Raw genomic sequence first — 23,015 nt, forward strand, 5'->3', positions numbered from 1 at the left:
AGCTCCCATTGCAGCAGTAGCGGTGGATATCCCGTAGGGATTGTCCCCGGGTGTGGGCGGGGGCGCGACCGAGTTCTAAGTGGACCCAGATCTAAGTCCCTTATTTTCTGGGCACCAAACCAAGCCGTCCTATGCCAGGTTGGGTGTCACTCCAACCTGATATTCGCTCCTTGCCGCTTCTTAGTAGGCGCACGTGCCGTTTCTCAGTGGGGGAGGAGGCCGGAGAATCCGTGGTTTTGGAAGACGAGGGGGTCTGTAAGGCTGCCGGTGCTGAGGCCCAGGACTCGGGCGAGGACGAAGGCGTGGTCCCCGATGGGGGTAACGTTCTCGATTTGGCATTCCATGGCTGCGACGGCGCCTGTGACCAGTGGGGCACCGTATGCTCCGTGGGTCCAGAATCGGTCGGCGAAGCGGTCGGCTTCCTTTTTACCCAGCTTGCGGCAAAAGGCGCCCTGGCCGGAGCCCAGTGTACTGATGCCGAGCACGGTGGCTTTATTGAGCTGTGGCCAGCTGGAGGACTCGTGGCCGACGAAGAAGCCGACCAGGCACGGGTCCAGGGAGATGAAGACGAATGATCCGACGATCATGGCGGCGCGTTCCCCGGTGAGTTCAGGCTGGCCGGCGACGACGGTGACGCTGGTGGGCACCATGGACATGACGTCCCGCACGTGGGTGGGGTCGATGGTGCCGGGCCGTTCGGTAACGGTAGTCATGGCTGCCTCCTTCGGTTACCGGTGTTGCTGGATGTAGTAGTAGTGCTGTTCGCGGTCGATCCACACTTCGTATCCGTCGAGTTTGTCGATGAGGATGCGTGAGTCGACGCCTTCGGGTGAGAGCCACAGCATCCGGGAGTCCGGGGTGGCTTCTTCGACGCGTGCGGTTCTGACGTAGGTGCCGTTTCGGCGGATTTCCACGGTTGCTGTGGGGAGGCGGAACCAGTCATCGACCCGGATGGCCTGTACTGGCTGGGGGGTGAAGGTTCTGTGCTCGATCGGGAAGGACCCGGTGGTTGCATGAGCTGTTAGTGCGTTCATCACGGTTCCTTTAGGTGGTGGCGGGCAGGGTCGGTGCCAGGTGCCACCGGCAGCCGGGGATCGGGCCGGTGGCACCTGGGAGGGGTTGGCCGGTGGGGCGGCCTTTGCTGTTGTGTTAGCCGACGGGTTGGGTGTCCGCGACAGGTGCGGGCGTCTGGTTCTTCTTACTGGGGGTGGTCAGGAGCCCTGCGGTGTATTCGGAGAGCCAGCCGAGGCAGGCGCCGGCGATCAGGGCAAGGCAGGTACCGGCGGCGTCGAAGGTGGTGCCGAAGTAGGCGGCGCATCCGGCAAACGCTCCCGGAATGAAGCTGAGGACGCTCCAGCGGGCCTGGACGCACATGGCGAAGGCTGCGATGGCGACCGAGATCCCGAGCGCGCCGGGGATGGGTAGGTTCGCCGATGCCCAGAGGATGACGGCGCCCCATAGGACTCCTGAGAGGTTGCCGGGGATGGTCTTGAGGAGTCCGGCGCGTTTTCCGCCGGCGGCGAAGAAGCATGCCCAGGAGAGGAATCCGACCCAGGTGATCAGGCCCAGGGGTGTGCTGAATTGGGTCCAGAGGCCGGCGAGGATTCCGGCGGTGATTCCGATGATGACGAGGGGCTTCATGGGTGGTTCCTTAGGGTCAAAATGGCGTCATTGTCTTTTTGAAAAGGAAAGCTAAGGGATGGTGCCCGCTTCTCTGCGTGCAGAATGCGGGATATTCGCCCTACACGGACGGGATGAATTTTGTTGTGTGGCCCCGGCCGGAAAGCCGGGGCCATACAACGTGGGTGCTTGTTAGAGGTGGGTCAGGGCGAGGTCGGCGGGGTCGGCGGTTTCGGGGGTGGCCGGGGTGTTGTCGGCCGGTTCGCGGTGGAATTCGCCGTTTTTCATCACTGCGGTGATCTTGTTCAGGTCCTGCAGGATGGTGATGTCTTCGAGGGGGTTGCCGTCGACGAGGATCATGTCGGCGTAGAAGCCGGGCAGGACCTTGCCGAGTTCGTTGGGCTTTTGGAACAGTTCCCCGCCGAGGGCGGTGGCGGCGATGATGGCTTCCATTTCGGTGTAGCCGAAGAGCTTCACGAAGTGGTCCAGGTCCCGGGCGTAGGTGCCGCGGGGTGTCCAGGCGAAGCCGTAGTCTCCGCCGGGCAGCACGCGGATGCCGCGGCGGCGCATCTCCTGCATTGCCTTGACGGCGATCTCGAGTTCACGGGCGTAGCCGGCCTGTTCGGCGGCCTCGTGGGAGTAGCCGAAGGCTTCGGCGTCCTCGAGGGTGGCGACCAGCCAGTTGATGGCCGGGGCAACGAAGACGCGGTCCTTGGCGGCCTCGAGGAGGTCCATGCCCTCGTCATCGATGTAGGAGGCGTGGTAGATCATATCGACGCCGGTTTTCAGGGAGATCAGGACGGAGTCACGGCTGCGGGCGTGGGTGCAGACGCGCACGTGCCGGCGGTGTGCCTCGTCGACGGCGACCTGGAGTTCTTCTTCGGTGATGTAGGTGTCGGTGGCTGCCTTGGAGCCGGTGATTTCCTCGCCGGAGATGCTGAGTTTGATCTGGTCCACGCCGAGCCCGATGGTTTCACGGACCACTTTGCGCATTTCCTCGACGCCGTCGGCGATCTGGGTGATGCCGGGTACGAGGTCCCCAGCGGTGGTGGCGATTTCCTGCCCGTTGGCCAGGTAGCGGGGGCCTGGGATCCGGCCGGCGTTGATGGCGTCGCGGACCACGACGTCGAGGCGCTTTTTGGCGCTGGCCGCACCGAAGCACATGGTGTAGCCGTAGTCGATGTAGTACTTGGCGGACTCGACGGTGTGCAGCAGGTGTTCCTCAACGTTCATGGTTTCCAGGCTGTTGAGGTCCCCGTCGTTCCAGGTGAAGTGCGTGTGCGCGTCGCACAGGCCCGACATCAGGGTCTGGCCGCGGCCGTCGATGACCCGGGCGCCCTCGCGGGGCAGGTTCCCGGTGCCGGGACGGACGTCGGTGATGCGCTCATCGACGACGAGCACTTCGCCGAGGAAGGGCTGGGCGCCGGTGCTGTCGAGGATGTTGACGTTGGTGAAGAGGGTTTTCGACATGACTTCGTTGTCCTTATCTTGAGATGGAGACAGTGGTGCGGGTTGTTAGGGGGCTTTGCGGATCTGCATGGTGATGGTCTGCTGGCGGCGCGACTGGCAGCCCGGGCTGGGGCTGGTGCAGGCGCACGTCTTCTTCGTGTCCGGCTTGAGCGGGGAGCCCGTGAGGAAATCCAGGACGGCGGCGGTGACGAAATCCGGCGCCTCGGGAACGGTCCAGTGGCCAGTGCCCGGGGCGACCAGAAGTTCAGCCTGGCCCAGCTCGCCGGCGATGGCCTCGTTGGCGGCCGGGGTGCTGACTTTGTCTTCGCTGCCGGTGAGCAGCAGGACTTTGGACTGGACCCTGGACAGGTCCGGGTTGGTCGCGGCCGCGAGGGCTTCGCAGGCCTGCGCGTAGGCTTCCGGGTCCTGGCCCAGCAGCAGTTCGCGGACGAAGGGTCGCACCAGCGGGTTCCCGATCGCTGCCTTCTCTGCGGTCGCGGCGTTGGCGACCGTGTCAGCCACCGCCGCCATACCCTTTTCGCGGACGAGGGCCGCCCGGGCCCGGGTGGCGTCCTTAGCCGCCAGGGCCTGTTCGCGGACCGGGCCGAGCAGGACCACTTCCCGGACCAAGTCAGGGCGGGTTGACGCCAACTGCTGGACGATGAGGGTCCCCATCGAGTGGGCGACGAGGTGGGCGCGGCCCGAGGCGGTCTGGGATTCGATGACCAGGGCCAGTTCAGCGGTCAGGGAATCCAGGCTCAGTTCCCCGTTCCGAGGCGAGCGTCCGTGCCCGGCAAAGTCGTAGCGGGTGACGCGGAACCGTTCGGCCAGTGAGGCGACGAGGGGCTCGTAGAAGCTGGTGGTGCCGCCCAGGCCGTGGACCAGGACAACATCATCGCCGGTGCCTGTGATTTCGACGAACAGGTGTTTCGTTCCGACGGCGGTCAGTCCTGCAGGGATGGTCGCGGTGCTCATCGTCCTTCTCCGATCCGGTTCCGCAGGGTGCCGAGCTTGCTGATGCTGATCTCGACGACGTCTCCGCTGGTCAGGAACCGTGGCGGGGTGAAGCCGATCCCGACACCGACCGGGGTGCCGGTCGCGATGATGTCGCCGGGCTGGAGGGTGATGCCGGCGCTGATCGTTTCGATGATCGTGGGGATGTCGAAGATCAGGTCCGCGGTGGTCGCCTTCTGGCGCGTTTCACCGTTGACGGTGCACAGCAGGTCCAGGGGTCCGTCACCGACCTCGTCGCGCGTGACCGCCCACGGACCCATCGGGCAGTGGGTGTCCAGGCTCTTGCCCAGGAACCACTGCTTGTGGTCCTTCTGGAGGTCGCGGGCGGTGACGTCGTTGATGATCGTGTAGCCCCAGACGTGATCCAGAGCGTCGGCCTTGCTGATGCCCCGACCGCCCTTGCCGATGATGACACCCAGCTCGGCTTCGTAGTCCAGTTCAGAGGTGACGCCGGTGTGCGGGTCGACGTCCGCGCCGGTGCCGATGACGGTGGAGGGGGCCTTGGTGAACACCACCGGGTAGTCCGGCTGGGCTGTGGCGCTTGCGGTGGCATCGTAGCCGGAGCTGGCGAATTCCTTGGCGTGTTCGACGTAGTTGCGGCCCACGCAGAAGATGTTCCGGCGGGGGAGCGGGATGGGAGCCAGCAGCTCAACGTCGGCCACGGCAATTGCTTCTCCGGTCGAGGCGGCGAGCTGGGCAGCGGCGCCGTCCCAGTTGTCAATGAGTGAGAGCAGGTCCTGGCCGCCCGGCACGGCAATGACTGCTGAGGCGTCCTCGTTCAGAACACCGGTCTGCTGGGTGCCGCTGTGGAGGAAGGTTACGAGTTTCAAAGTGATTCCCCTTCGAATCGATTATCGATAATTGGTGAGAACGACTCTACATCCCCGTGACTGGCATCACAAGCGATTATCGATAATGTCTTTTGGAAGGAGCGCGGACCCTCCCAGGGAGGAGGAAGCAGCTATTCCTGGGGGAGGATGGAGTACTCGTGCTGATGTTCGATGACGAGCTTGGTGCAGAGGTCCGGTGTGCCGCCCTCGAAAGCATCCAAGATTGGGACGTGGGCTTCGGCCGCCGCGTGCAGGTCGACGTGGCCGCGCACGACGGTGGCCATGGTGCGGGCCTCGACATGAAGGGAATCCCAGATCTCCAGCATCAGCCGGTTCCCGGTCGCGACCACAACAGCCCGGTGGAAGCCCGTACTGTATTTGGCAATGCCATGGGCATCGCCCCTCGCGGCGGCCGCACGCATACCGGCCAACGCATCGCGCAATGGCGAGGGGTCGGCGTGCAGTGCCGGATACGCGGCGGCGGCGGCAGTTCCTTCCAAGGCGAGACGCACAAAGTAGACCTCCGCGAGGTCATCCTGAGAAGCGGACCGGACGAACGTGCCGCGGCGGGGGATGCTTTCGACCAGCCGCGTTGACGACAGTTCCCGCAGGGCTTCACGAACCGGGGCCTGGCTGACGCCGAACTCTTTTGCGAGCTGGAGCTCCACGAGACGCATACCGGGAGGATATGTACCATCAACGACGCGGTCCACAATCGTACGCTTGACCTTTTCCGAAAGGCTCTCGTTCTCAAAAGCTGCTGACCCCGCCATAATCCCAGTCTTTCACAAGGATTATGGATACTCGATAATTCGGGCGGTGGAGGAACGGGGTGCTGCTGCCTGGCGGGCCAGTGCGATTTGGGCTGGACCGGCCAACGACGACGAGTAGGGCGGAAACCCCCTTTTGGGACTCCTCCCCCGCTCGTGCTGAAGAGCCGATAACGGACGTTTCGTCAAGTAGCCCGGTCGTTGCAGAACGCCACGGCGCGGGAGTCCTAAGCCGCGCAAGCCTCCGTCAGCGCCGTGACCGAGTCAGCCGGCACCTGGTCGCCCGCTTCCGCGACCTGGCCCAGCGGCGTCGTAATTTCCGCCGGCACCCCAGCAGCGTCAGCGGCCGAGACCAGCCCGCCCAACACGGCCCTGTCCGAAGCGCTCACCAGGCCATCTTCAACGACTGCGCAGACCTGCTTGCGGACCTCGTCCGTGGCAGCTGTGGCCACCTTGGAAGCGGCGTCATTCGCGGCGTTTTCGGCCGCTTCCTGCACCGAACCACAGCCGGAAATAAGGAGAAGCAGGGGGACGGCGGAGAGGACGGCGAGGCGGCGTTTCATCGGTCCAGCCTATCGGCTCACTCCAAACCGCCCTCCCCGTGCACGTCCGCCAGGTTGTCCTCTGAGCGGTCCAGGTAGGCCAGCAGGAGGTCCGCCGCACGGTCCAGTTCGCCGGCTTCCAGCGCCTCACAGATCGCCTCATTGTCCCGTAAATAGTGGTGATAGAACTGCCCGTCCACCGTGGCCTTATGGAAAAAGAGCCGCATTTCGGCCAGGACCTGCCCCATCATGCTGTTCAGCCGGCGGCTTCCCGCCAAGGCAACCACGGCACCATGGAAGTGCTGGTTGGCCGTACCGAGCGCTTCCTCGTCACCGGCGGCCGCGGCCCGCTTGCCTTCCTCGACGGCGGCGCGCACGGCGGCCACATCCTCCGGGTTCCCGCCACCGCGCAGGGCGCTGACCTCGATGGCGCGGCGCACTGTATATACGTCGTGGATGTCGCCCGCCCCCAGGCTCGCCACAAAGACGCCGCGGTTGGGGTGCCGGACCACCAGCCGTTCACTGGCGAGTTCGGCAAAGGCCTCGCGCACCGTGTTTCGGGAAACCCCGAGTTCCTCCGCAATAGTGGATTCAGTGAGCCTGGCGCCGGGAAGCAGGGCCCCCTCGGCTAACTGCAGGCGGAGCTCATCCGCCACCCGCTCCGCCACTGAAGGAACGGATACCCGGAGGCGGCCCGGCGCCGCGGAGGAAGAGCGGACGGTGGGTTCTGTAGTGGCCATACCTGAGAATTTACATGATCGTCACATCATTGAATCGAAGGATTGTTGAACAATCCGTAGATTTAGTGCATTCTAGTAGAACCACTCAATGAGACGGGGATCACAAATGACAACTATCGACCTGAACAGCGACGTCGGCGAGTCCTTCGGCCGCTGGACCCTGGGCGATGACGCGGCGATGTTCCGCTCGGTTTCGAGCGCCAACGTGGCCTGCGGATTCCATGCCGGTGATCCCAGCGTCATCCGCCGGACCTGCCGCGAGGCGGCCGCTGCCGGCGTCGTCATCGGCGCGCACGTCGGCTACCGCGACCTCGCCGGCTTCGGCCGCCGCTTCCTGGACGTCAGCCCCACCGAACTGGCCGATGACGTCATCTACCAGATCGGGGCGCTGCAGGCCTTGGCCGCTTCCGAAGGAACGAAGGTCCAGTACGTGAAGCCGCACGGCGGCCTCTACAACGCGATTGTCACGCACACCGCCCAGGCACAGGCCGTGGTCGACGCCGTGAAAGCGGTTGACTCCAGCCTGCCGATCATGGGCCTGCCCGGCTCCGAAGTCCTGCGGCTTGCAGAACAGGCCGGACTGCGGGCAGTGTCCGAAGCCTTCGCGGACCGCGCCTACAACCCGGACGGAACGCTCGTCTCCCGCTCACATCCGGGCGCAGTACTTCACGACCCCGCCGAAGTGGCGGAGCATGTATTAAGGATGGCAACCGAGGGTTCCGTCAGGACAATCGACGGTTCCATCCTGAAAATCCGCGCAGAAAGCATCTGCGTGCATGGTGACTCACCCGGGGCCGTGGCAATGGCCACCGCAGTGAAGTCCGCTCTCGGCGACGCCGGTGTCAGCATCGGCGCGTTCGTCTAGCCCGTTCCGGCCCCCGCACCACCCTCACCCCGCACCCGGCCCCCGCACCACCCTCACCCCGCACCACCCTCACCCCGGAGGAACTCATGACCAGCACAAACAAGGCAGCCAAGACGGCGGCAAGGAAGCCGCCGCGCGGCGCCCTCAAGGCGTACGTCGCCAGCCTCACCGGCACCTCGCTCGAGTACTACGACTTCGCCATCTACTCGGTGGCCTCGGCCCTCGTCTTCCCCAAGATCTTCTTCCCCTCGAACGACGAGTTTGTGGGCCTCCTCCTGTCCTTCTCGGCCTTCGCGGTGGGCTACCTGGCCCGTCCGATCGGCGGCGTGATCTTCGGCCGCCTGGGCGACAAGGTGGGCCGCAAGTACGTCCTGGTGTTCACCCTGGTGCTAATCGGCCTCGCCACCGTCCTCATCGGTGCGCTGCCCGACTACTCCGTGATCGGAGTCGCGGCCCCCGTCATCCTGGTGCTGCTGCGCCTCGCCCAGGGCATCGGCGTCGGCGGCGAATGGGGCGGTGCCGTGCTGCTGTCCAGCGAATTCGGCGACCCCAACAAGCGCGGCTTCTGGTCCTCCGCAGCCCAGATCGGCCCGCCCGCCGGCAACCTGATGGCCAACGGCGTGCTGGCCATCCTGGCAGCCTCGCTCAGCAACGAAGCTTTCCTGTCCTGGGGTTGGCGCGTGGCCTTCCTCGCCTCGGCCATCCTGGTGGGCTTTGGCCTGCTGATCCGCCTCAGGCTGGAAGAAACCCCGGTATTCAAGGCCATCCAGGCCCACGGCGAGCGTCCCAAAGCGCCCATCAAGGAAGTCTTCACCACCGAACCCAAGGCCCTGATCGCCGCCGCCCTCTCCCGCCTCTGCCCGGACGTCCTTTACGCGTTGTTCACCGTGTTCGTTGCCGTCTACGCCACCAAGGAACTGGGCATGACCACCGGCAACGTGCTGGCCGCCATCCTCGTCGGCTCCGCGTTCCAGCTCTTCCTGATCCCCGCCGCCGGCGCCCTCACGGACCGCTTCAACCGCCGCTGGGTCTACGGCATTGCCGCCGCGGCCACCGCCCTCTACATTCCGCTGTTCTTCCTGATGATCGCGGGCAAATCCGTGCTGATGCTGACCATCGGCGTGGTGATCGGCCTGGCCCTGCACGCCTTTATGTACGGTCCGCAGGCGGCCTTCATCACCGAACAGTTCCCGGCCCGCCTCCGCTACGCGGGCAGTTCGCTGGCCTACACCCTGGCCGGCGTGATCGGCGGTGCCGTGGCCCCGCTGATCTTCACCGCGCTCTACGGCGCGGCGAACGGCGGCTGGTACCTGATCGCCGGGTACATCGCACTGACCGCGATCATCACCATCGTGGGCATGCGCCTGGGCCGCGACCCGCAGCCGGAAGCGGACCTCCGCCTGCTCCACAACGACGCCCAGGGCAGCCACGCCTGAGCGGCGCGGCCTAATCCCCATGGAAACAGTCAGTAATCCCGCCACGGCAGCCCGCGTGCTCGCCGTCCGGCAGGTAGGTACGACGGCGGTGCTCGCCGAACTCTCCGGGCTCCACGATGTGCTCGCACTGCAGGCCCTCCTGCTGGAGCAGCCGCTGCCCGGCCAGGTGGACGTCTTGGCCGCCGCCGAAACGGTGATGGTCAAGGCGGACTCGCCCGCTGCCGCGCGCCGGATTGCTTCGCTTGTGCTGGAGCTGGACCTGACCGTCCAGTCGCATGCGGAGGGGAAGCTGGTCACCATTGATACCGTGTACGACGGCGAAGACCTCGCCGAAGTAGGGCGCCTCACCGGCCTGGGGGCAGAGGGAGTGGTGGCCGCCCACACAGGTCAGGTCTGGACCGTTGCCTTCGGCGGCTTCGCGCCGGGTTTCGGCTACATGGTGGGGGAGAACCAGGCGCTCGAAGTCCCGCGCCGGAGCTCACCGCGGACCGCCGTCCCCGCCGGATCGGTGGCGCTGGCCGGCAACTATTCGGCCGTGTATCCGCGGAAATCCCCGGGCGGCTGGCAGCTGATCGGCCGCACCGCCGCCCACATGTGGGACCTCAGCCGGGAGCAGCCCGCCTTGGCCGCGCCCGGCGACCGCGTGCAGTTCCGGGCAGTGCGGGAACTCGTGGAGATTGCGGAGACCGCTTTCCCGGTTGAAAGCGCAGGCGCTGGCGTTCAGTCCGGCCTGCGGATTCTCGCCCCGGGACTGCAGAGCCTGATCCAGGACCTGGGCCGCCCCGGCCACTCCGGCCTTGGGGTGTCCGCCGCCGGGGCCCTGGACCAATCCTCCGTGCGCCGCGCGAACCGGATCGTGGGCAACCAACCCAATGCCGCCGTCGTCGAAACCGTTGCCGGCGGGCTGCGCGTGCAGGCCGTGGGCGACCAGGTGCTGGCAGTAACCGGAGCGCCATCGGCACTGACCGTTGTAACGCCGTCGGACCTTCCCGAGGAAGTAGACACGGAGGAAGGCGATACCGAGAACGAGGTGCGCGAGGTGCCCATGGCCACCCCGTTCGCCCTGCTGGACGGCGAGATCCTGACGGTCGGGGCGCCCGAGCGAGGCTTCCGCAGCTACCTCGCCATCCGTGGGGGAGCGGAAGCCGAGGCCGTGCTGGGCAGCCGGTCCACGGACACCATGTCCGGGATCGGACCGGCCCCGCTGGCCGCCGGGCAGCTGCTGGGCGCAGGCGTAGCCACTTCCTCCAACGTGGTGGGCAGTCCCGAGCTGCAGCCCGAGTTCCCGGATGCAGGCGTCACCGTTCTGGACATCGTTCCCGGGCCGCGCAGTGACTGGTTCGACGCCGCCGCGCTTGAATCCCTGTGCGGCCAGGACTGGCTGGTGACGCCGCGCTCGAACCGCGTGGGCATGCGCCTGAACGGCGAGCCGCTGAGCCGGAGCCGGGACGGGGAGCTGGCCAGTGAGGGAACCGTTGCCGGCGCGCTCCAGATTCCGCCGGAAGGCCAGCCCGTGCTGTTCCAGGCAGACCATCCGATCACCGGAGGCTATCCCGTGATCGGCGTGGTGGTGGACCACCAATTGGACCTCGCCGCGCAGATTCCCATCGGCGGCTCCATCCGGTTCCGCTGGGCTCCCGGCTACGGGCTGCCCGCCAACACTTCCCCCGATTCACCCGACGCTACCGAACACAAAGTGAGCCATTGATGCGCAAGGTCCTGATCGCCAACCGCGGAGAAATCGCCGTCCGCATCGCCCGCGCCTGCGAGGACGCCGGGCTCGAATCTGTGGCCGTCTACGCCGACGTGGATGCCGACGCCATGCACGTTGGCGCCGCCACCGAGGCATACAGCCTGGGCGGCAATGCGCCGTCGGAAACCTACCTCAACATCCCCAACCTGCTGCGGGTGGCGGCGGAATCCGGGGCGGATGCCGTGCACCCCGGCTACGGCTTCCTGTCCGAGAACGCCGGGTTCGCCCAGGCGGTCCTGGATGCCGGCCTGACCTGGATCGGGCCCAGCCCGGAGGCGATCCGGCAGCTGGGCAACAAGATCACGGCCCGTGAGATCGCCGTCCGCGCCGGCGCCCCCCTGGTGGCAGGAAGCGACGGCCCGGTGGCTTCTGCCGCCGAAGCGCGCGCGTTTGCCGAGGAACATGGCCTGCCCATCGCCATCAAGGCGGCCTTCGGCGGCGGCGGGCGCGGGCTGAAGGTGGTCCGGGAGATGGACCAGATCGAGGAGTCCTTCGACTCGGCAGTCCGCGAAGCCGTGGTGGCCTTCGGCCGCGGCGAATGCTTTGTGGAGCGGTACCTGGACCGGCCCCGGCACGTTGAGGCGCAGGTCCTGGCCGACCAGCACGGCAACGTGGTGGTGGTGGGAACGCGCGACTGCTCGCTGCAGCGCCGGCACCAGAAGCTCGTGGAAGAGGCGCCTGCACCCTTCCTGACGGAGGCTCAGACCCGCCAAATTTACGACGCCGCCAAGGCAGTATGCCGCGAAGCCTCATATGCGGGCGCCGGGACAGTCGAATTCCTGGTGGCCGCCGATGGCACCGTCGCGTTCCTCGAGGTGAACACGCGCCTGCAGGTGGAGCACCCCATCACGGAGGAGACCACCGGCGTGGACCTGGTCCAGGAGCAGCTCCGAATCGCCGCAGGCGAGCCGCTGCATTTCACCGCGGATCCCGAGCCGCGGGGCCATTCGTTCGAATTCCGGCTCAATGCTGAGGACGTGGGCCGCGGCTTCCTGCCCTCGCCCGGGACCATCGCCACGTTCAGCGGACCGACCGGTCCTGGCGTCCGGCTGGACTCCGGGGTCCGTTCCGGGTCCATTGTGGCGCCCCAGTTCGATTCGCTGCTGGCCAAGCTGATCGTCACCGGCGCCAACCGGCAGCAGGCGCTCCGCCGGGCCCGCCGAGCCCTTGCCGAAATGGAGATCACCGGTGTGGCCACCGTCCTGCCTTTCCACCGTGCCGTGGTCCAGGCGCCGGACTTCACCTCCGAAACTGCGCTGGGCATTCACACCCGTTGGATCGAGACGGACTTCGCCGATTCCATCGCCGCGGATCCGGAGTTCGGCACGTCCGTTCCGGACGGTGCCCGGCGGACCATCACCGTTGATGTCGATGGCCGGCGCCTCGCCGTCGGGCTTCCTGCTTCCCTGTTGGATGGCTGGGCGCGGTCCGGTGCTGGCGTTCCGGCGGGGGTTTCCTTTGCGGGGGAGCACGACGGCGGCGCTCCGGCAGGTGCCGCCGATCCAGGCGAGCTGCGCGCGGACATGGCCGGCACCGTGGTGAAGTGGCTGGTCGAACCGGGGGCCGAGGTGGCGGCGGGGGATCCCGTCGTCGTTCTTGAAGCGATGAAGATGGAAACCCAGGTGGCCGCGCACCGCGGCGGGAAGCTTGGCGGGATACAGGTTCAAGCCGGCGGTGTCGTGGGTGCGGGGGCCGTGCTGGCGCTGATCGGTTAAGTGGCGCGGGAGGCGGTTCCGCGAACAGGAAAGTCCGGCCGGAAAGCATGTTCCGGCCGGACTCCTGGTGATTCTTTGAAAGCCTTAGTCGGTGTGGTTGGACAGGGCCACGAGGACGCCTGCCAAGGCAAAGTATTTGTTGCTGCCGAGGTCGCGGACGTTCTTGATGCCCATTCCCGCGAGAATTTCGTCGTGCTTCTCTGTCAGGCCGGCCAGCGCGGACGGCGGGGCGGCAAGAATTTCCTTCAGGCTCTTGCCCTCGTAGTCCTTGTCGAGTTTCTTGCCTAGCTCAATTGAAACGGCCATCATCATCCTTTGCTCGAACGAACCTTACAGTCGACTATCCGTGGGCTACACAGCTTCGGATTGCGATGGCGCCCAGAGTGCCCTGGCGCCATAGTGGCTACGCTATCTCAGGCATTGGCGCGCGTGGAGGTTTTCGGAATGATTTTTTGCAGCTGGCGCGTTGCAGGCAGACGGATTCCGCTGAGTGGGAGCTTTTAGTTGCCACCACACCCCGCCACGGAACAAGGTTGCAGCATGACGAAGTTGCAGGCAGCGGCCAACCACTTTGGGCAGGATGTCTCGGCGGCCATCGAGGCGGAGCCGGACGGAGTGATTGCACTGGCTCCCGATCTCGCTGCCCTGTGGGAACTCGCAGCCCCTTTGCTTCACGTGCGCAACAATGACGCCCACACTCTTTACGCCTTCGGGCTGGCCAGCGCACTACTGGACGCACACCCGGAAGCGGACGCCGCCGTCGTACTTCCTGCGATCATGCTGCACGATATCGGCTGGTCCCAGGTGCCGCCGTCGGAAGTCCTGCAGGCGATCGCGCCCGGAGGCGGCCGGCCGGACCTCGTGCTGCTGCATGAGAAAGAGGGCGCGCGGCTGGCCGCCGAAATTCTCAGAAAGTGCGGCTATGACGACACAAAGATCCCGGCGATTCTGGAGATCATCGACGGCCACGATTCCCGCCGCGACGCGCTGTCCATCGAGGACTCCATCGTCAAGGACGCCGACAAAACCTGGCGGCTCAGCCCGCACGGCATCGACACGGTGATGGACTGGTTCGGCCTGGACCGTGGGCAGGCGCTCCGGCTGTGCAGCCAACGTGTGCACGGCTACCTGTTCACGGACGAGGCGAAGGCTATGGCGCGGGCGCTGTCCGCCCTGGAATCGGTCACGGAGTGGCCGCAGCGCCAACGGCTGCTCACCGCCGGCGGGGACAGCAACGGGGACGACAGTTCCACACCCATCTAGACTCGAATCCGGACACTGACAGGCGCGTCCGGAAACGAGGAGGTCACCATGGCCGGCGGCAGCCGTGAGCCCGGACGCACCGTGACGTCCAAGGTGCTAGCCATCCTGGAGGCTTTTGAGACCTCCCGCGGCGCCCTGAGCTTGACTGACATTGCCGAGAAATCCGGGTTGCCGCTCAGTACAACGCACCGGCTGGTCAACGAGCTGACGGACTGGGGCTTTCTCTCGCGCGAGCCAAACGGGCGCTACCAGCTGGGCATCCGGCTGTGGGAGCTCGCCCAGAACACCGGACGCCAACTGCGGGACGCGGCCCAGCCCTACGTGCAGGACCTGTTCTCCTTAACCGGTGAGACCGCGCACCTGGCGATCCGGGCCGGGCACGAAGTCCTCTACATTGACCGGGTGTACGGCTCGAAACGTGTGCCCCGGGCTTCCCGCGTAGGCGGCCGCCTCCCGATGCACGCGACCGCAGTCGGGAAGGTCATCCTGGCGTTCGAGGACGACTGGGTCCGCGATGCCTACCTGAACCGCGACCTCGAACGGCCCACCGCGCACACCCACATCGACCCCCGGAAGTTCGCCGAGGAGCTGACCCAGATCCGGGCGCAGGGCTACGCCACCACCTTGGAGGAGGTGCGGCTGGGCTCCTGTTCCATCGCCGTCCCGGTGTTCCACACGGGCCGGATCGGCGCCGGCCTCGGCCTGGTGCTGCCGACGTCGCACGCCTCCACCATGACCCGGCACCTTCCTGTCCTCAAGGGGATCTCGGCCCAGATCGAACGGGCCACGGCGCGGATCCCGCTGGAGACGCTGATCGGCGTGCACCGCGGGGCGCGGGCCTGACAGTGGGTGCGGTGCCCGGAATGGCGGCATGAAGCCATGCGCGGCTCTTCCGGTTCGGCTCATTGCTCAACAGGGATGAACAAGACGGTGAAGATTCCCAAACCGGCAAGGACGATGACGCTGGCCGCTACGGCGGCGATCGAAGCGACGTCGGGCCTCATTGCTTCATGCTTGATGCCGTTGATGGCGCGGTGAAATCTCCGCCTGCGAGTGAAGTTGACAGCCAGGGCCGTCACGGCGGAGGCCGCTACGAGCGTGGCCACGAACCAGCCATGGTGCGGCATCCAGCGAAGGAAGACGGCGGCTGCGACTGCCAGGGACAGGGTAGTGCGTCCCCACGCCAGGTCTGTGCGTTCCGGCTGGAGTCCGGGGTCGCCGTGGCTTAGCCTCTCTTGTTGTGCAGGCACGGTCAGACAGGGCGGACCAGCACGAATACCACCATGGTGGCTGCGACGAGGGCGCCGCCGATTGCTAGCACCGGGGCAATCCATGGCACCGGAAGTGGTGCTTTGCGGCGCATGGAGCGTTCTATATTCAGCCAGCGGAAGTAGGAGCCGCCCCCGATGAGGAGAGCGAGAACCAGCAGCAGGACGGCAACCGTCTTGCGCAGTTCGGGGGCGAAAAAATCGTCCATGAAGGCTTCCACGGCAACACCACCAGCAAGCAGTGCCAACGAGGTGCGGATCCAGGCCAGGAACGTGCGTTCGTTGGCCAAGGTAAACCGCGGGTCCGGCTCGATGCCACCACGCAGGAGGCGGTCGGAGAAGCCGGTTCGTCCACCGCCGCTGTGGGATTTGAGATCCTGCACGAATGGTTCCTTCCAAGTCGTTCGTGTGTTTTTGCAGCCCACGCCAGAGCGGAGGCCGCAGTTTGCCGCCTCCGCTCGCTGCCTTCTGGACCGTAGGGCCTTAGGCCTTGGTGCCTGCCTCTATCGACGCAGGCACCGCTTCGATGGCTGAGCCGGTAGCAACGGGTGTGGGTGCCTCGAGCGAGAAGCCGGCGGCTACGTCCAGGCCGAGCCGACGGCGGTCGCGCTGCTGGTTGACGAACACGAGGGCCAGGATGCCGAACGTCAACATGAGCCCTCCGGCCAGGGCGAACGCCGCACGGTAGCCGTCTGCGGGGGTGGCTGCTCCGCCGATCAGGAATCCGGACACTGCCGGTGCGAACACGCCGCCTGTGGTGAGGACAGCGTTGGCGATGGAGAGGTTGGCGCCTCGCTGGCCGATGGTGGTCAGTTCTGCCACCACCAGGTAGGTGATGGCGAAGAGTGCAGGTGCCGTGCCGAAGCCGAAGACCATAAGGGCGATGGACAGGATGGGGGAGGTTGTCATCGTTGCCCCTACAAGGCAGGCGCCGGCGAAGGTTCCGGCGGCACCGAGTACCCAGCCGCGGGCTTTTCTGGTGGGAACGCCCTTCAGGTGCAGTCGCTGGGTCAGGGCGCTCAGGCCCACAGTGGCGATAGTGCCCCAGGCTGCGGGAAGGGCGATCATGGTGCCGGCCTGTTGACCGCTGAAGCCGAGGACGTTCTGGAAGTATGCCGGGCCCCAGGACATAGCCAGAGTGAAGGTCCAGTAGCCGAAGAAGGACGCCAGGACGGCGAAGATCCAGCTGGGGGACAGGATGGTGCGCCAGTAGCTGACCTTGGCTTCGGCCACTACAGGTGTCTCTTCCGGGGCGATGCCGTCAAGTTCCTGTTCGGCCTTCCGGCTCGTGTAAGGGCCTTCTTTGCCCACTATGAACCAGAAGATGGACCAGACCAGTCCCACAGTGGCCAGCACTGCGAACGCCGTCTGCCAGCCGAATTGACCGATTACCCAGGCCAAAACCGGAGCGAAAGCCACAATGCCCAAGGTCACGCCGGAAGACGCCAGCGCGGCAGGGGTGGCGCCCTTCTTTGCGGGGAACCACTTGTAAATGCCGTGCATCAGGACCGGTGCCAGCGGGCCCTCGCCGGCACCGAGCAGCAGGCGGCTTGCCCAGAGTGCGGGCAGCGAGGCGAACAGCAGGATGGGAACCTGCGCCACGGACCACAGCAGGCACAGGACCAGCAGGATCCACTTGCTGGATATCTTGTTGGCGATGGGGGCAGCAACGATCTGGGCCACGCCGAAGGTCAGGAACATGGCACTGCCCACCAGACCAAACTGTTCGGGCGTGATGCCCAGCTGTTTCATCAGGGGGACGGCCGCGATGCCCAGGACCGCTTTGTCCGCCCAGCTGAGCATCATCAGGAAAAGCAGGCTGAACGTCATGAACCAGCCGTAGCGGTTGCGCTTGGCCCGGGACCAGGTCCGGGGATCGCGGGAGGTCGCGGAGCCCGGCGTCATGTGGGGAGTTTCAGACACGGTTTGCCCAATCGTTGAAGGGGAGTATTTGCCGGTTTCGCCGGCGTTTCCTCGACTCTAGGCCCGTGTGACCGGCCTTACATTTGAACTTTCCGTTGGGCGGAAAGCCACTTTTGGGAGCGTCGCACACTCCCAATGCTCCCGCCGTCAGGCCGTCCCAGGAAGGCCAGCAGGGCCATCCCCGCAGTGCTCAATCCACATGTCAGCCACCAGGTGGTGCCCCAGCCGCCGGTGGCGGTGGCGAGAAAGGCGAACAACATCGGCCCCAGGAAGTTTCCCACATTAAAGATCTGCTGCGTGAGGCCCAGCACGGCGGTAACAGAACCGTCCGCGGGTGCGATGCGCACCGAGTAACTGGTCACGGCGGCAGGGATCAGGCCGCCGACAGCGGAAAACACCGCGATGAGGGCAAACTGAAAAAGGATTCCGCTTCCGACGCTTTCCCAGCCGACGGCGAACGTGGCCACGGACGCGGCGGACATCGACAGGAAGGTCCAAAAAATGATCTTTCGCTCAGACAGGCCGCGCTGGATCAATGGTCCGGCGCTGAGGGCCCCGATTGCGTTCACCCCTCCTACCATGGCACTGAGGATGCCCGGCCACGGACCGTCGAGCCCGGCTGACCTGTAAATTGACGGCAGGAACCCCAGGACCGCCATCCACTGCGCCGTGTAGCAGGCGAACACCATCCCGATGATCCAGGGCCTGCGCGTGGCGATGGTCCGGCCCACCCTGCGGAGTGCCGAGCTGAGCCCGGCCTCGGCGGGGGCCACGTCCTTGGGCACCCGGCGGAGCAGCAGCGGCACCGGGAGCAGCGTCAGGACAGCCATCACCAGCCACCATTCGCGCCAGCCGGCGACCTGCAGGAACAAGGCACCCGCGGACAAGGCAATCAGCGTGGCCGTTCCCTGGAACGTGGCCCAGCTTGCCAGGGCAACGTTCAACCGCTGGGGCGGGGCCACTTTGCGGATGAGGCCAGGTGCGACGACGACGGCCAGCAAGAAACCAACGCCCTCCAGCGTGCGCGCGGCCATCAGCCATTCGGTGCTGGGTGCGACCGCGCCGAGGGCGGAGGCAGCGCTGAGCAGTACGAGTCCGGAGATGAGGAGCCGGCGTAGGCCGGCCATTTCACCGCCCACGGCCGTGGCCAGGCCTCCTGCCACGCTGGCCAGCTGGATGATCCCGAGCAGCAGCCCTGCCTGTACCAGGGAGGTGCCAAGATCCGCCTGGACGCCGGCCAGGGCGGCCGGAAGTTTCCAGATGTGCATGGCCGCCGCGATGCCCGCCGCGAGGACGGCAAGCCAGGCCCCGTCCGTCGTCGTCTTTGTGTCATCGATTGTTGTGGTGTCCGACGGCAGTGCCAAAACTGATCCTTGCTGCAGGTGAGGGGCGGTTCCCAGTTTCGTCTTAGGCGGAGGCCAGGACGGGGCTGTCGATGCGGAAGCGCTGGCCGCTGACGGCTACGTCTACCGGGCCATCGAAGGTTGAGGAGGCACGGCCGCGCCACCACTGCGGCTCTGCCCGGCCGGCAAGGTGGGAGAGGACCAGGCGGCCAACGCCGGCGGCGGCGGCAACCCGGCCGGCTCCCTCCGGCGGGGTGTGGGCGATCCGCTGGTGGTTCAGGAATTCCGGTGCGAAACCCCTGCCTGCGTAGAAGTCCAGGTTGACGGCTTCATGTACCAGGACGTCCGCTCCTTGAGCGAGCACAACCATCGCGTCGCATTCGGCCGTGTCGCCGGAAAACACCACGGAGCCGGCGTCGGTCTCGAAGCGGAACGCCAAGGCAGGCCGCACGGGCGGGTGCTCCACCAGGATGCCGGTGACCTTGACCCGGTCATCCTCGTAGACGTCAAAGGGCCTGGCCGCCTCCGGCGACTTATGTGCGGGCGTGGCCAGGTCCACAGTGCGGACCAATGCCGCCAAGTCCGGGCGCGCCTCATCATGGACGCGGATGTCGATGTCGTAGGAGAAGGCTTTCAGCGAGTGGGACACTAGCTCAGCTGTGCCCGAGAGCCCGCTGCCCCCGGCGCGGGTGGCATCCTTGCCCGGGCCGACGATGGAGACGGGGCGGGTGAAGCCCTCAACCGGGTTCCCCCAGTTCCACAGGAGGAAGCCGGGAAGTTCCACTACGTGGTCCGAGTGCAGGTGGGTGACAAAACCCGCCACAAAATCCTTGCCCCTTAGTCCGGCCTCGTGGGCGGCGCGGGAGCAGCCGAGGCCGAAGTCCACCATGTAGAAGGCATCGCCCACCACCAGTGCGCTGGAGATGCCGTTTTCCGGTCCGCGGATGGCCGGGCCGGCGGCGGTGCCAAGAGTGATCAGTTCGACGCTCACGGGAAAGTCCTTTGCAAAATTTGCGGGGTCAGGAGTGGGGACGGGCATTGATGACGCGGGTTTCCAGGTATTCCTCCAGCCCCCAGCGGCCGCGCTCACGGCCGACGCCGGACGCTTTCCAGCCGCCAAACGGGGCGTCAGGTTCCACCTGGGTGTGCTGGTTGACCCAGACCGTTCCGGCCTCGATGCGTGATGCGGTGGCGTAGGCCCGCTCCTGGTCCGGGCTCCAGACGGATGCGCCCAGCCCGAACTCCCCGGCGTTCAGTCCGGCGATGGTGTCCTCCAGGCTGTCGTACGCCACGATGGGCAGGGCCGCCCCGAACTGTTCCTGTTCCACCAGGTCCATGCCCGGCTCGGCGTCGATCACCACGGTGGGGGAGAGGAAGTAGCCGGGCAGGTCGCAGCCGGGGTTGCCGCCGGTAAGGATGCGGGCGCCTTCGCCAACGGCGGAATCGACCAGGCCGTGGACCAGTTTGAGCTGGGACTCGTTGTGCATCGGGCCCATGGTGGTGCCGTCGGCGATGCCGTGGCCCAGCACATGGCGGGCCGCCTCGGCGGCTATGGCCTCAGCCAGTTCCGCGCTGCGGCTGCGCGGGACGTACACGCGTTTGACCGCCATGCAGACCTGGCCGGCGTTGCGGAAGGCGCTGCCTACGATGCCGCGGGCCGTGACAGCGATGTCCGCGTCGTCCAGGACGATGGCAGGATCGTTACCGCCCAGTTCCATGGTGACGCGCTTGACGGTTGAGGCAGCCTGCTGGGCGATGGAGATGCCCACCTCCGTGGAACCCGTAAAGGAGATCTTGCGGATTCCGGGTGAGGTGCTCAGGGCAACATTTACGGTCCGCCGCGAACTGGTGCGGGCCTGCAGCACGCCCGCCGGGAGGACCTCGTTGAGGAGATTCACCAGCGCAATGGTGGACAGGGGCGTGGACGGTGAGGGTTTGGCGATCACCGTGCAGCCGGACACCAGGGCAGGGGCGAGTTTCACGCACAGCAGTGAGATGGGAAAATTCCACGGGGTGATGGTGCCGACGATTCCCACAGGCCGGTACTGGACCTCGAGGCTGCGGTCGGCCCGCGGGGTGAGTTGCTGGGCTTCGTCCCAGTCGAGGTCCGCATAGTATTCGAAAAGGCTGGCGGCCACGGAGAACTCACCTGCGGCCTCGGCCTTGGGCTTGCCCTGTTCCCGGGAGAGCAGCGTGGCCAGCGCATCAAGATCGCGACGGATCAGCGAGGCGCCTGCGCGGAGGGCGGTGCGGCGCGCTTCCCGGTCCGCGGCCCAGCCAAGTGAGGCGGTGCGGGCGGCCGCAACAGCGCGCTCAACGTCCTCTGCCGTGTTTTCCGGGGCGTGTCCAATGAGCTCGAGAGTGGCCGGGTCATGGACCTCGTACTGGGCTGCCGTCATGGTTTGTCCTTTCGGCCGGGAGGGATTTCTTATCCCAGTGTCATGGCACCGGTCACATCCGTGGCCGGCCTTTCCATCCAACGGAAAGCGCAGGCGGAGGAGTTGTGTCCGGTTGCCACTATGGAGTGAAGCACGTCACGCACTAACGAGGAGTCTGCATGTCCCACGAGCAACTGCCCATCGTACTCACCGGTGTTTCCTCCGGTATCGGGGCCAGGACGGCCCAAATCCTCGCCAGCCGCGGGGTGCCGCTGATCGGCATTGACCGTAACCCGCCAGCGGATTTCAGCGGCACCTTCGTCCAGGCAGACCTTTCCAGCCGGCACGGCATCGATGCTGCTGCAACAGCAGTGGCGGCCGCGGCACCGAATGGCATCGCGGGACTGGCGAACATTGCCGGGGTCCCCGGCACCGCCCCGTGGCGGACCGTGCTGGCCGTCAACGTCTTCGGCGTCCGCGGGCTGGTCCGGGCGCTTGCCCCTCTGTTCGTCGAGGGCGCCGCCGTAGTGAACCTCGCCTCCAGCGTTGCCGTGAACTGGCGGGAGGTCAAGGCGAAGTGCTCCGCTTTCGCGCTCGCCGATGATGAAGCTGCCGCGCTGGAGGCCGTAGCCAGCGACGAGGAGATCACCGGCGAGTCCTACCTCTTCTCCAAGCAGTGCGTCCGGGTCCTCACCGAGCACCTGGCCGCCGAGCTGCTGCCGCGGCGCATCCGCGTCAACAGTGTCAGCCCGGGACCCGTGGCCACACCCATCCTCGAGGACTTCAAGAAAGACCACGGCCGCGACAAGGTGGAGGGCGCAGGCGCCCTGCTGGGCCGCTTCGGCGACCCGGACGACATCGCCCCCGTCATCGACTTCCTGCTCCGCCCCGAATCGGGCTGGGTGAACGGTTCGGATATCCGCGTGGACGGCGGCCTGGGAGCCTACCGCGGCTCCGGGCTCGCCGCAGTGGCCGGCTGAACGGCGCCGTCCAACGGCGGATGCATTAATGTCCGACGCCGGTGCCTCGCCTTTCGCGCCAGGGGGCACCGGCGTCGGGCCTAAAATGGCAGGACGCAGCGCTGCGTTACGTGCAGCGCTCTCCAGCACTCAGAAGGGTGACCCATGGCAAACGCTGCCCCGGCAGGCCGGACCACCCGGCGCCCGGGTACGACAGCCGTCCCCAAGCGTCCGGGAGGCGACAGCGGTGCTGCCCCCCACCAGGCGGCCAGTGTCACCTCACGCGCCCTGGCGCTGTTGGGCACCTTCGATACCGAGCACTCGGTCCAAAGCCTCAGCTCCATGGCCCGGCGTGCAGGACTGCCGGTGGCCACTGCCCACCGCCTGGCCGGTGAGTTGGTGGCGTGGGGCGGCCTGGAAAAGGTGAACGCCGAATACCGCGTGGGCCAGCGGATCTGGCGGCTGGGCCTGCTGGCGCCGGCGCAGCAGAACATCGCGGAGGTGGCTGCTCCGTTTATGCAGGACGTCCTTTTTGTCACCCACAACGTGGTCAATCTGTTCATTCTGGACGGCGAAGAGGTCCTGCTGGTGGAGCGGATGTCCGGGACCGGCGCGGGCCAGCCGTTCCGGCGCGTGGGCGCACGCCTGCCCCTGCACGCAAGTGCTGCGGGCAAAATCATGCTCGCCTATGGGGCCAAGGACCTGTTTTCCTCCGCTGTCCAGCGGCTGGAGCCGCACACGCCCCGGACCATCACCCACCCTGGACTGCTGGCCGCCGAGATCGAACGGGTGCGGGCCAATGGCTACGCCACCACGGAAGAGGAGGCCGGGCCTGACAACTACGGCCTGGCCGTCCCGGTGTTTCTGCCGAATAAGCAGGTCGTGGCGGCGCTGGGCATCGTCACCCGCGGCCGTCCCGCACCGGTGGGCAGCGTGGTCCCGGTGCTTAACATCGCCGCGCGGGGAATCGCCCGACGGCTGGGTGTGGAGCATCTGCCACAGTAGGTCTGGCCCCTCGCACCGGTGATGAGTCAGTCTTTCCGTTGGATGGAAAGCAGCGCACCGCCTGTGGCGTGGAACACCTAACCTCAAGTAAGCCCTTAAAGCGGCCGGATCTCCGGCCGAAGCCTGCTTGGCAGGCACGCCG

General features: G+C 66.4%; 24 protein-coding genes. 8 read left to right on the forward strand and 16 right to left on the reverse strand.

The window, feature by feature from the left end:
* Positions 1 to 203 precede the first annotated feature (203 nt).
* The 9 genes from AB4Y73_RS09060 to AB4Y73_RS09100 all read right to left on the reverse strand — a co-directional run bounded on the left by AB4Y73_RS09060 (position 204) and on the right by AB4Y73_RS09100 (position 6,965).
* The gene (locus AB4Y73_RS09060) at positions 204 to 713 is read right to left on the reverse strand and encodes a flavin reductase family protein (protein WP_441871091.1); all 510 of its coding nucleotides are present in this window, start codon (positions 711 to 713) and stop codon (positions 204 to 206) included.
* Between the two features lie 15 nt (positions 714 to 728).
* Positions 729 to 1,034, reverse strand: coding sequence for a hypothetical protein (locus AB4Y73_RS09065; RefSeq protein ID WP_441871092.1), 306 nt, complete (start codon positions 1,032 to 1,034; stop codon positions 729 to 731).
* A gap of 115 nt (positions 1,035 to 1,149) precedes the next feature.
* The gene (locus tag AB4Y73_RS09070) at positions 1,150 to 1,641 is read right to left on the reverse strand and encodes a DUF1097 domain-containing protein (RefSeq protein ID WP_441871093.1); all 492 of its coding nucleotides are present in this window, start codon (positions 1,639 to 1,641) and stop codon (positions 1,150 to 1,152) included.
* A 171-nt stretch (positions 1,642 to 1,812) separates the two neighbouring features.
* Positions 1,813 to 3,090, reverse strand: a complete 1,278-nt coding sequence (locus AB4Y73_RS09075) for an amidohydrolase family protein (RefSeq protein ID WP_441871094.1) — start codon at positions 3,088 to 3,090, stop codon at positions 1,813 to 1,815.
* Positions 3,091 to 3,135: 45 nt separating this feature from the next.
* Positions 3,136 to 4,044 (reverse strand): alpha/beta fold hydrolase, encoded by a 909-nt coding sequence (locus AB4Y73_RS09080; protein ID WP_441871095.1) that lies wholly within the window; start codon positions 4,042 to 4,044, stop codon positions 3,136 to 3,138.
* Positions 4,041 to 4,913 carry a fumarylacetoacetate hydrolase family protein gene (locus AB4Y73_RS09085; RefSeq protein WP_441871096.1) on the reverse strand — a complete coding sequence of 291 codons (873 nt, stop codon included), beginning with the start codon at positions 4,911 to 4,913 and terminating at the stop codon, positions 4,041 to 4,043. Before AB4Y73_RS09085 ends, AB4Y73_RS09080 begins: the two co-directional genes overlap by 4 nt.
* A gap of 131 nt (positions 4,914 to 5,044) precedes the next feature.
* Positions 5,045 to 5,686, reverse strand: coding sequence for a GntR family transcriptional regulator (locus AB4Y73_RS09090; RefSeq protein ID WP_441871097.1), 642 nt, complete (start codon positions 5,684 to 5,686; stop codon positions 5,045 to 5,047).
* 224 nt (positions 5,687 to 5,910) lie between these two features.
* Positions 5,911 to 6,246: a hypothetical protein gene (locus tag AB4Y73_RS09095; RefSeq protein ID WP_441871098.1), complete on the reverse strand. Its 336-nt coding sequence runs from the start codon at positions 6,244 to 6,246 to the stop codon at positions 5,911 to 5,913.
* Positions 6,247 to 6,263: 17 nt separating this feature from the next.
* Complete coding sequence (locus AB4Y73_RS09100; protein WP_441871099.1) at positions 6,264 to 6,965, reverse strand: GntR family transcriptional regulator; 702 nt, start codon at positions 6,963 to 6,965, stop codon at positions 6,264 to 6,266.
* A gap of 106 nt (positions 6,966 to 7,071) precedes the next feature.
* Between AB4Y73_RS09100 and AB4Y73_RS09105 the strand changes: the two genes are divergently transcribed.
* From AB4Y73_RS09105 to AB4Y73_RS09120, 4 genes are all read left to right on the forward strand, one after another.
* Positions 7,072 to 7,830, forward strand: coding sequence for a LamB/YcsF family protein (locus AB4Y73_RS09105; RefSeq protein WP_441871100.1), 759 nt, complete (start codon positions 7,072 to 7,074; stop codon positions 7,828 to 7,830).
* A gap of 86 nt (positions 7,831 to 7,916) precedes the next feature.
* Positions 7,917 to 9,266: an MFS transporter gene (locus AB4Y73_RS09110; protein WP_441871101.1), complete on the forward strand. Its 1,350-nt coding sequence runs from the start codon at positions 7,917 to 7,919 to the stop codon at positions 9,264 to 9,266.
* 19 nt (positions 9,267 to 9,285) lie between these two features.
* On the forward strand, positions 9,286 to 10,974 hold the full coding sequence (locus AB4Y73_RS09115; protein WP_441871102.1) for a carboxyltransferase domain-containing protein: 1,689 nt from the start codon (positions 9,286 to 9,288) through the stop codon (positions 10,972 to 10,974).
* Positions 10,974 to 12,734, forward strand: a complete 1,761-nt coding sequence (locus AB4Y73_RS09120; protein WP_441871190.1) for an ATP-binding protein — start codon at positions 10,974 to 10,976, stop codon at positions 12,732 to 12,734. The genes AB4Y73_RS09115 and AB4Y73_RS09120 overlap by 1 nt, the downstream gene beginning before the upstream one ends.
* An 84-nt stretch (positions 12,735 to 12,818) precedes the next feature.
* Here the strand turns inward: AB4Y73_RS09120 and AB4Y73_RS09125 are convergent, their stop codons facing one another.
* Complete coding sequence (locus AB4Y73_RS09125; protein ID WP_441871103.1) at positions 12,819 to 13,040, reverse strand: hypothetical protein; 222 nt, start codon at positions 13,038 to 13,040, stop codon at positions 12,819 to 12,821.
* Positions 13,041 to 13,274: 234 nt separating this feature from the next.
* Between AB4Y73_RS09125 and AB4Y73_RS09130 the strand changes: the two genes are divergently transcribed.
* Both AB4Y73_RS09130 and AB4Y73_RS09135 read left to right on the forward strand, forming a co-directional pair.
* Complete coding sequence (locus AB4Y73_RS09130; protein ID WP_441871104.1) at positions 13,275 to 13,997, forward strand: HD domain-containing protein; 723 nt, start codon at positions 13,275 to 13,277, stop codon at positions 13,995 to 13,997.
* Between the two features lie 48 nt (positions 13,998 to 14,045).
* Positions 14,046 to 14,840 (forward strand): IclR family transcriptional regulator, encoded by a 795-nt coding sequence (locus AB4Y73_RS09135; protein ID WP_441871105.1) that lies wholly within the window; start codon positions 14,046 to 14,048, stop codon positions 14,838 to 14,840.
* Positions 14,841 to 14,899: 59 nt separating this feature from the next.
* Here the strand turns inward: AB4Y73_RS09135 and AB4Y73_RS09140 are convergent, their stop codons facing one another.
* The 6 genes from AB4Y73_RS09140 to AB4Y73_RS09165 all read right to left on the reverse strand — a co-directional run bounded on the left by AB4Y73_RS09140 (position 14,900) and on the right by AB4Y73_RS09165 (position 20,930).
* Positions 14,900 to 15,247 (reverse strand): DUF202 domain-containing protein, encoded by a 348-nt coding sequence (locus tag AB4Y73_RS09140; protein WP_441871106.1) that lies wholly within the window; start codon positions 15,245 to 15,247, stop codon positions 14,900 to 14,902.
* Positions 15,248 to 15,249: 2 nt separating this feature from the next.
* Entirely contained in the window at positions 15,250 to 15,648 is a 399-nt protein-coding gene (locus tag AB4Y73_RS09145) for a YidH family protein (protein ID WP_441871107.1), read from the reverse strand.
* A 100-nt stretch (positions 15,649 to 15,748) separates the two neighbouring features.
* On the reverse strand, positions 15,749 to 17,170 hold the full coding sequence (locus tag AB4Y73_RS09150) for an MFS transporter (protein ID WP_441871108.1): 1,422 nt from the start codon (positions 17,168 to 17,170) through the stop codon (positions 15,749 to 15,751).
* A gap of 95 nt (positions 17,171 to 17,265) precedes the next feature.
* Positions 17,266 to 18,552, reverse strand: coding sequence for an MFS transporter (locus AB4Y73_RS09155; RefSeq protein ID WP_441871109.1), 1,287 nt, complete (start codon positions 18,550 to 18,552; stop codon positions 17,266 to 17,268).
* Between the two features lie 43 nt (positions 18,553 to 18,595).
* Positions 18,596 to 19,522: an MBL fold metallo-hydrolase gene (locus AB4Y73_RS09160; RefSeq protein WP_441871110.1), complete on the reverse strand. Its 927-nt coding sequence runs from the start codon at positions 19,520 to 19,522 to the stop codon at positions 18,596 to 18,598.
* Positions 19,523 to 19,550: 28 nt separating this feature from the next.
* Positions 19,551 to 20,930, reverse strand: coding sequence for an aldehyde dehydrogenase family protein (locus AB4Y73_RS09165; RefSeq protein WP_441871111.1), 1,380 nt, complete (start codon positions 20,928 to 20,930; stop codon positions 19,551 to 19,553).
* Between the two features lie 158 nt (positions 20,931 to 21,088).
* Between AB4Y73_RS09165 and AB4Y73_RS09170 the strand changes: the two genes are divergently transcribed.
* Complete coding sequence (locus AB4Y73_RS09170) at positions 21,089 to 21,889, forward strand: SDR family oxidoreductase (protein WP_441871112.1); 801 nt, start codon at positions 21,089 to 21,091, stop codon at positions 21,887 to 21,889.
* Between the two features lie 144 nt (positions 21,890 to 22,033).
* Positions 22,034 to 22,873 carry an IclR family transcriptional regulator gene (locus tag AB4Y73_RS09175; RefSeq protein WP_441871113.1) on the forward strand — a complete coding sequence of 280 codons (840 nt, stop codon included), beginning with the start codon at positions 22,034 to 22,036 and terminating at the stop codon, positions 22,871 to 22,873.
* The last annotated feature ends 142 nt before the right edge of the window (positions 22,874 to 23,015 follow it).

The sequence above is a fragment of the Pseudarthrobacter sp. TAF60_1 genome (genome assembly GCF_052113505.1).
Taxonomy (GTDB): domain Bacteria; phylum Actinomycetota; class Actinomycetes; order Actinomycetales; family Micrococcaceae; genus Arthrobacter.

Excerpts from the sequence above, each read along its gene's own strand:
- AB4Y73_RS09130 (WP_441871104.1), top strand. The coding sequence starts at position 13,275 with ATGACGAAGTTGCAGGCAGCGGCCAACCACTTTGGGCAGGATGTCTCG.
- AB4Y73_RS09060 (WP_441871091.1), bottom strand. The coding sequence starts at position 713 with ATGACTACCGTTACCGAACGGCCCGGCACCATCGACCCCACCCACGTG.
- AB4Y73_RS09110 (WP_441871101.1), top strand. The coding sequence starts at position 7,917 with ATGACCAGCACAAACAAGGCAGCCAAGACGGCGGCAAGGAAGCCGCCG.
- AB4Y73_RS09100 (WP_441871099.1), bottom strand. The coding sequence starts at position 6,965 with ATGGCCACTACAGAACCCACCGTCCGCTCTTCCTCCGCGGCGCCGGGC.
- AB4Y73_RS09090 (WP_441871097.1), bottom strand. The coding sequence starts at position 5,686 with ATGGCGGGGTCAGCAGCTTTTGAGAACGAGAGCCTTTCGGAAAAGGTC.
- AB4Y73_RS09170 (WP_441871112.1), top strand. The coding sequence starts at position 21,089 with ATGTCCCACGAGCAACTGCCCATCGTACTCACCGGTGTTTCCTCCGGT.
- AB4Y73_RS09150 (WP_441871108.1), bottom strand. The coding sequence starts at position 17,170 with ATGACGCCGGGCTCCGCGACCTCCCGCGATCCCCGGACCTGGTCCCGG.
- AB4Y73_RS09115 (WP_441871102.1), top strand. The coding sequence starts at position 9,286 with ATGGAAACAGTCAGTAATCCCGCCACGGCAGCCCGCGTGCTCGCCGTC.
- AB4Y73_RS09070 (WP_441871093.1), bottom strand. The coding sequence starts at position 1,641 with ATGAAGCCCCTCGTCATCATCGGAATCACCGCCGGAATCCTCGCCGGC.
- AB4Y73_RS09080 (WP_441871095.1), bottom strand. The coding sequence starts at position 4,044 with ATGAGCACCGCGACCATCCCTGCAGGACTGACCGCCGTCGGAACGAAA.
- AB4Y73_RS09065 (WP_441871092.1), bottom strand. The coding sequence starts at position 1,034 with ATGAACGCACTAACAGCTCATGCAACCACCGGGTCCTTCCCGATCGAG.
- AB4Y73_RS09105 (WP_441871100.1), top strand. The coding sequence starts at position 7,072 with ATGACAACTATCGACCTGAACAGCGACGTCGGCGAGTCCTTCGGCCGC.
- AB4Y73_RS09075 (WP_441871094.1), bottom strand. The coding sequence starts at position 3,090 with ATGTCGAAAACCCTCTTCACCAACGTCAACATCCTCGACAGCACCGGC.
- AB4Y73_RS09175 (WP_441871113.1), top strand. The coding sequence starts at position 22,034 with ATGGCAAACGCTGCCCCGGCAGGCCGGACCACCCGGCGCCCGGGTACG.
- AB4Y73_RS09165 (WP_441871111.1), bottom strand. The coding sequence starts at position 20,930 with ATGACGGCAGCCCAGTACGAGGTCCATGACCCGGCCACTCTCGAGCTC.
- AB4Y73_RS09135 (WP_441871105.1), top strand. The coding sequence starts at position 14,046 with ATGGCCGGCGGCAGCCGTGAGCCCGGACGCACCGTGACGTCCAAGGTG.
- AB4Y73_RS09095 (WP_441871098.1), bottom strand. The coding sequence starts at position 6,246 with ATGAAACGCCGCCTCGCCGTCCTCTCCGCCGTCCCCCTGCTTCTCCTT.
- AB4Y73_RS09120 (WP_441871190.1), top strand. The coding sequence starts at position 10,974 with ATGCGCAAGGTCCTGATCGCCAACCGCGGAGAAATCGCCGTCCGCATC.
- AB4Y73_RS09125 (WP_441871103.1), bottom strand. The coding sequence starts at position 13,040 with ATGGCCGTTTCAATTGAGCTAGGCAAGAAACTCGACAAGGACTACGAG.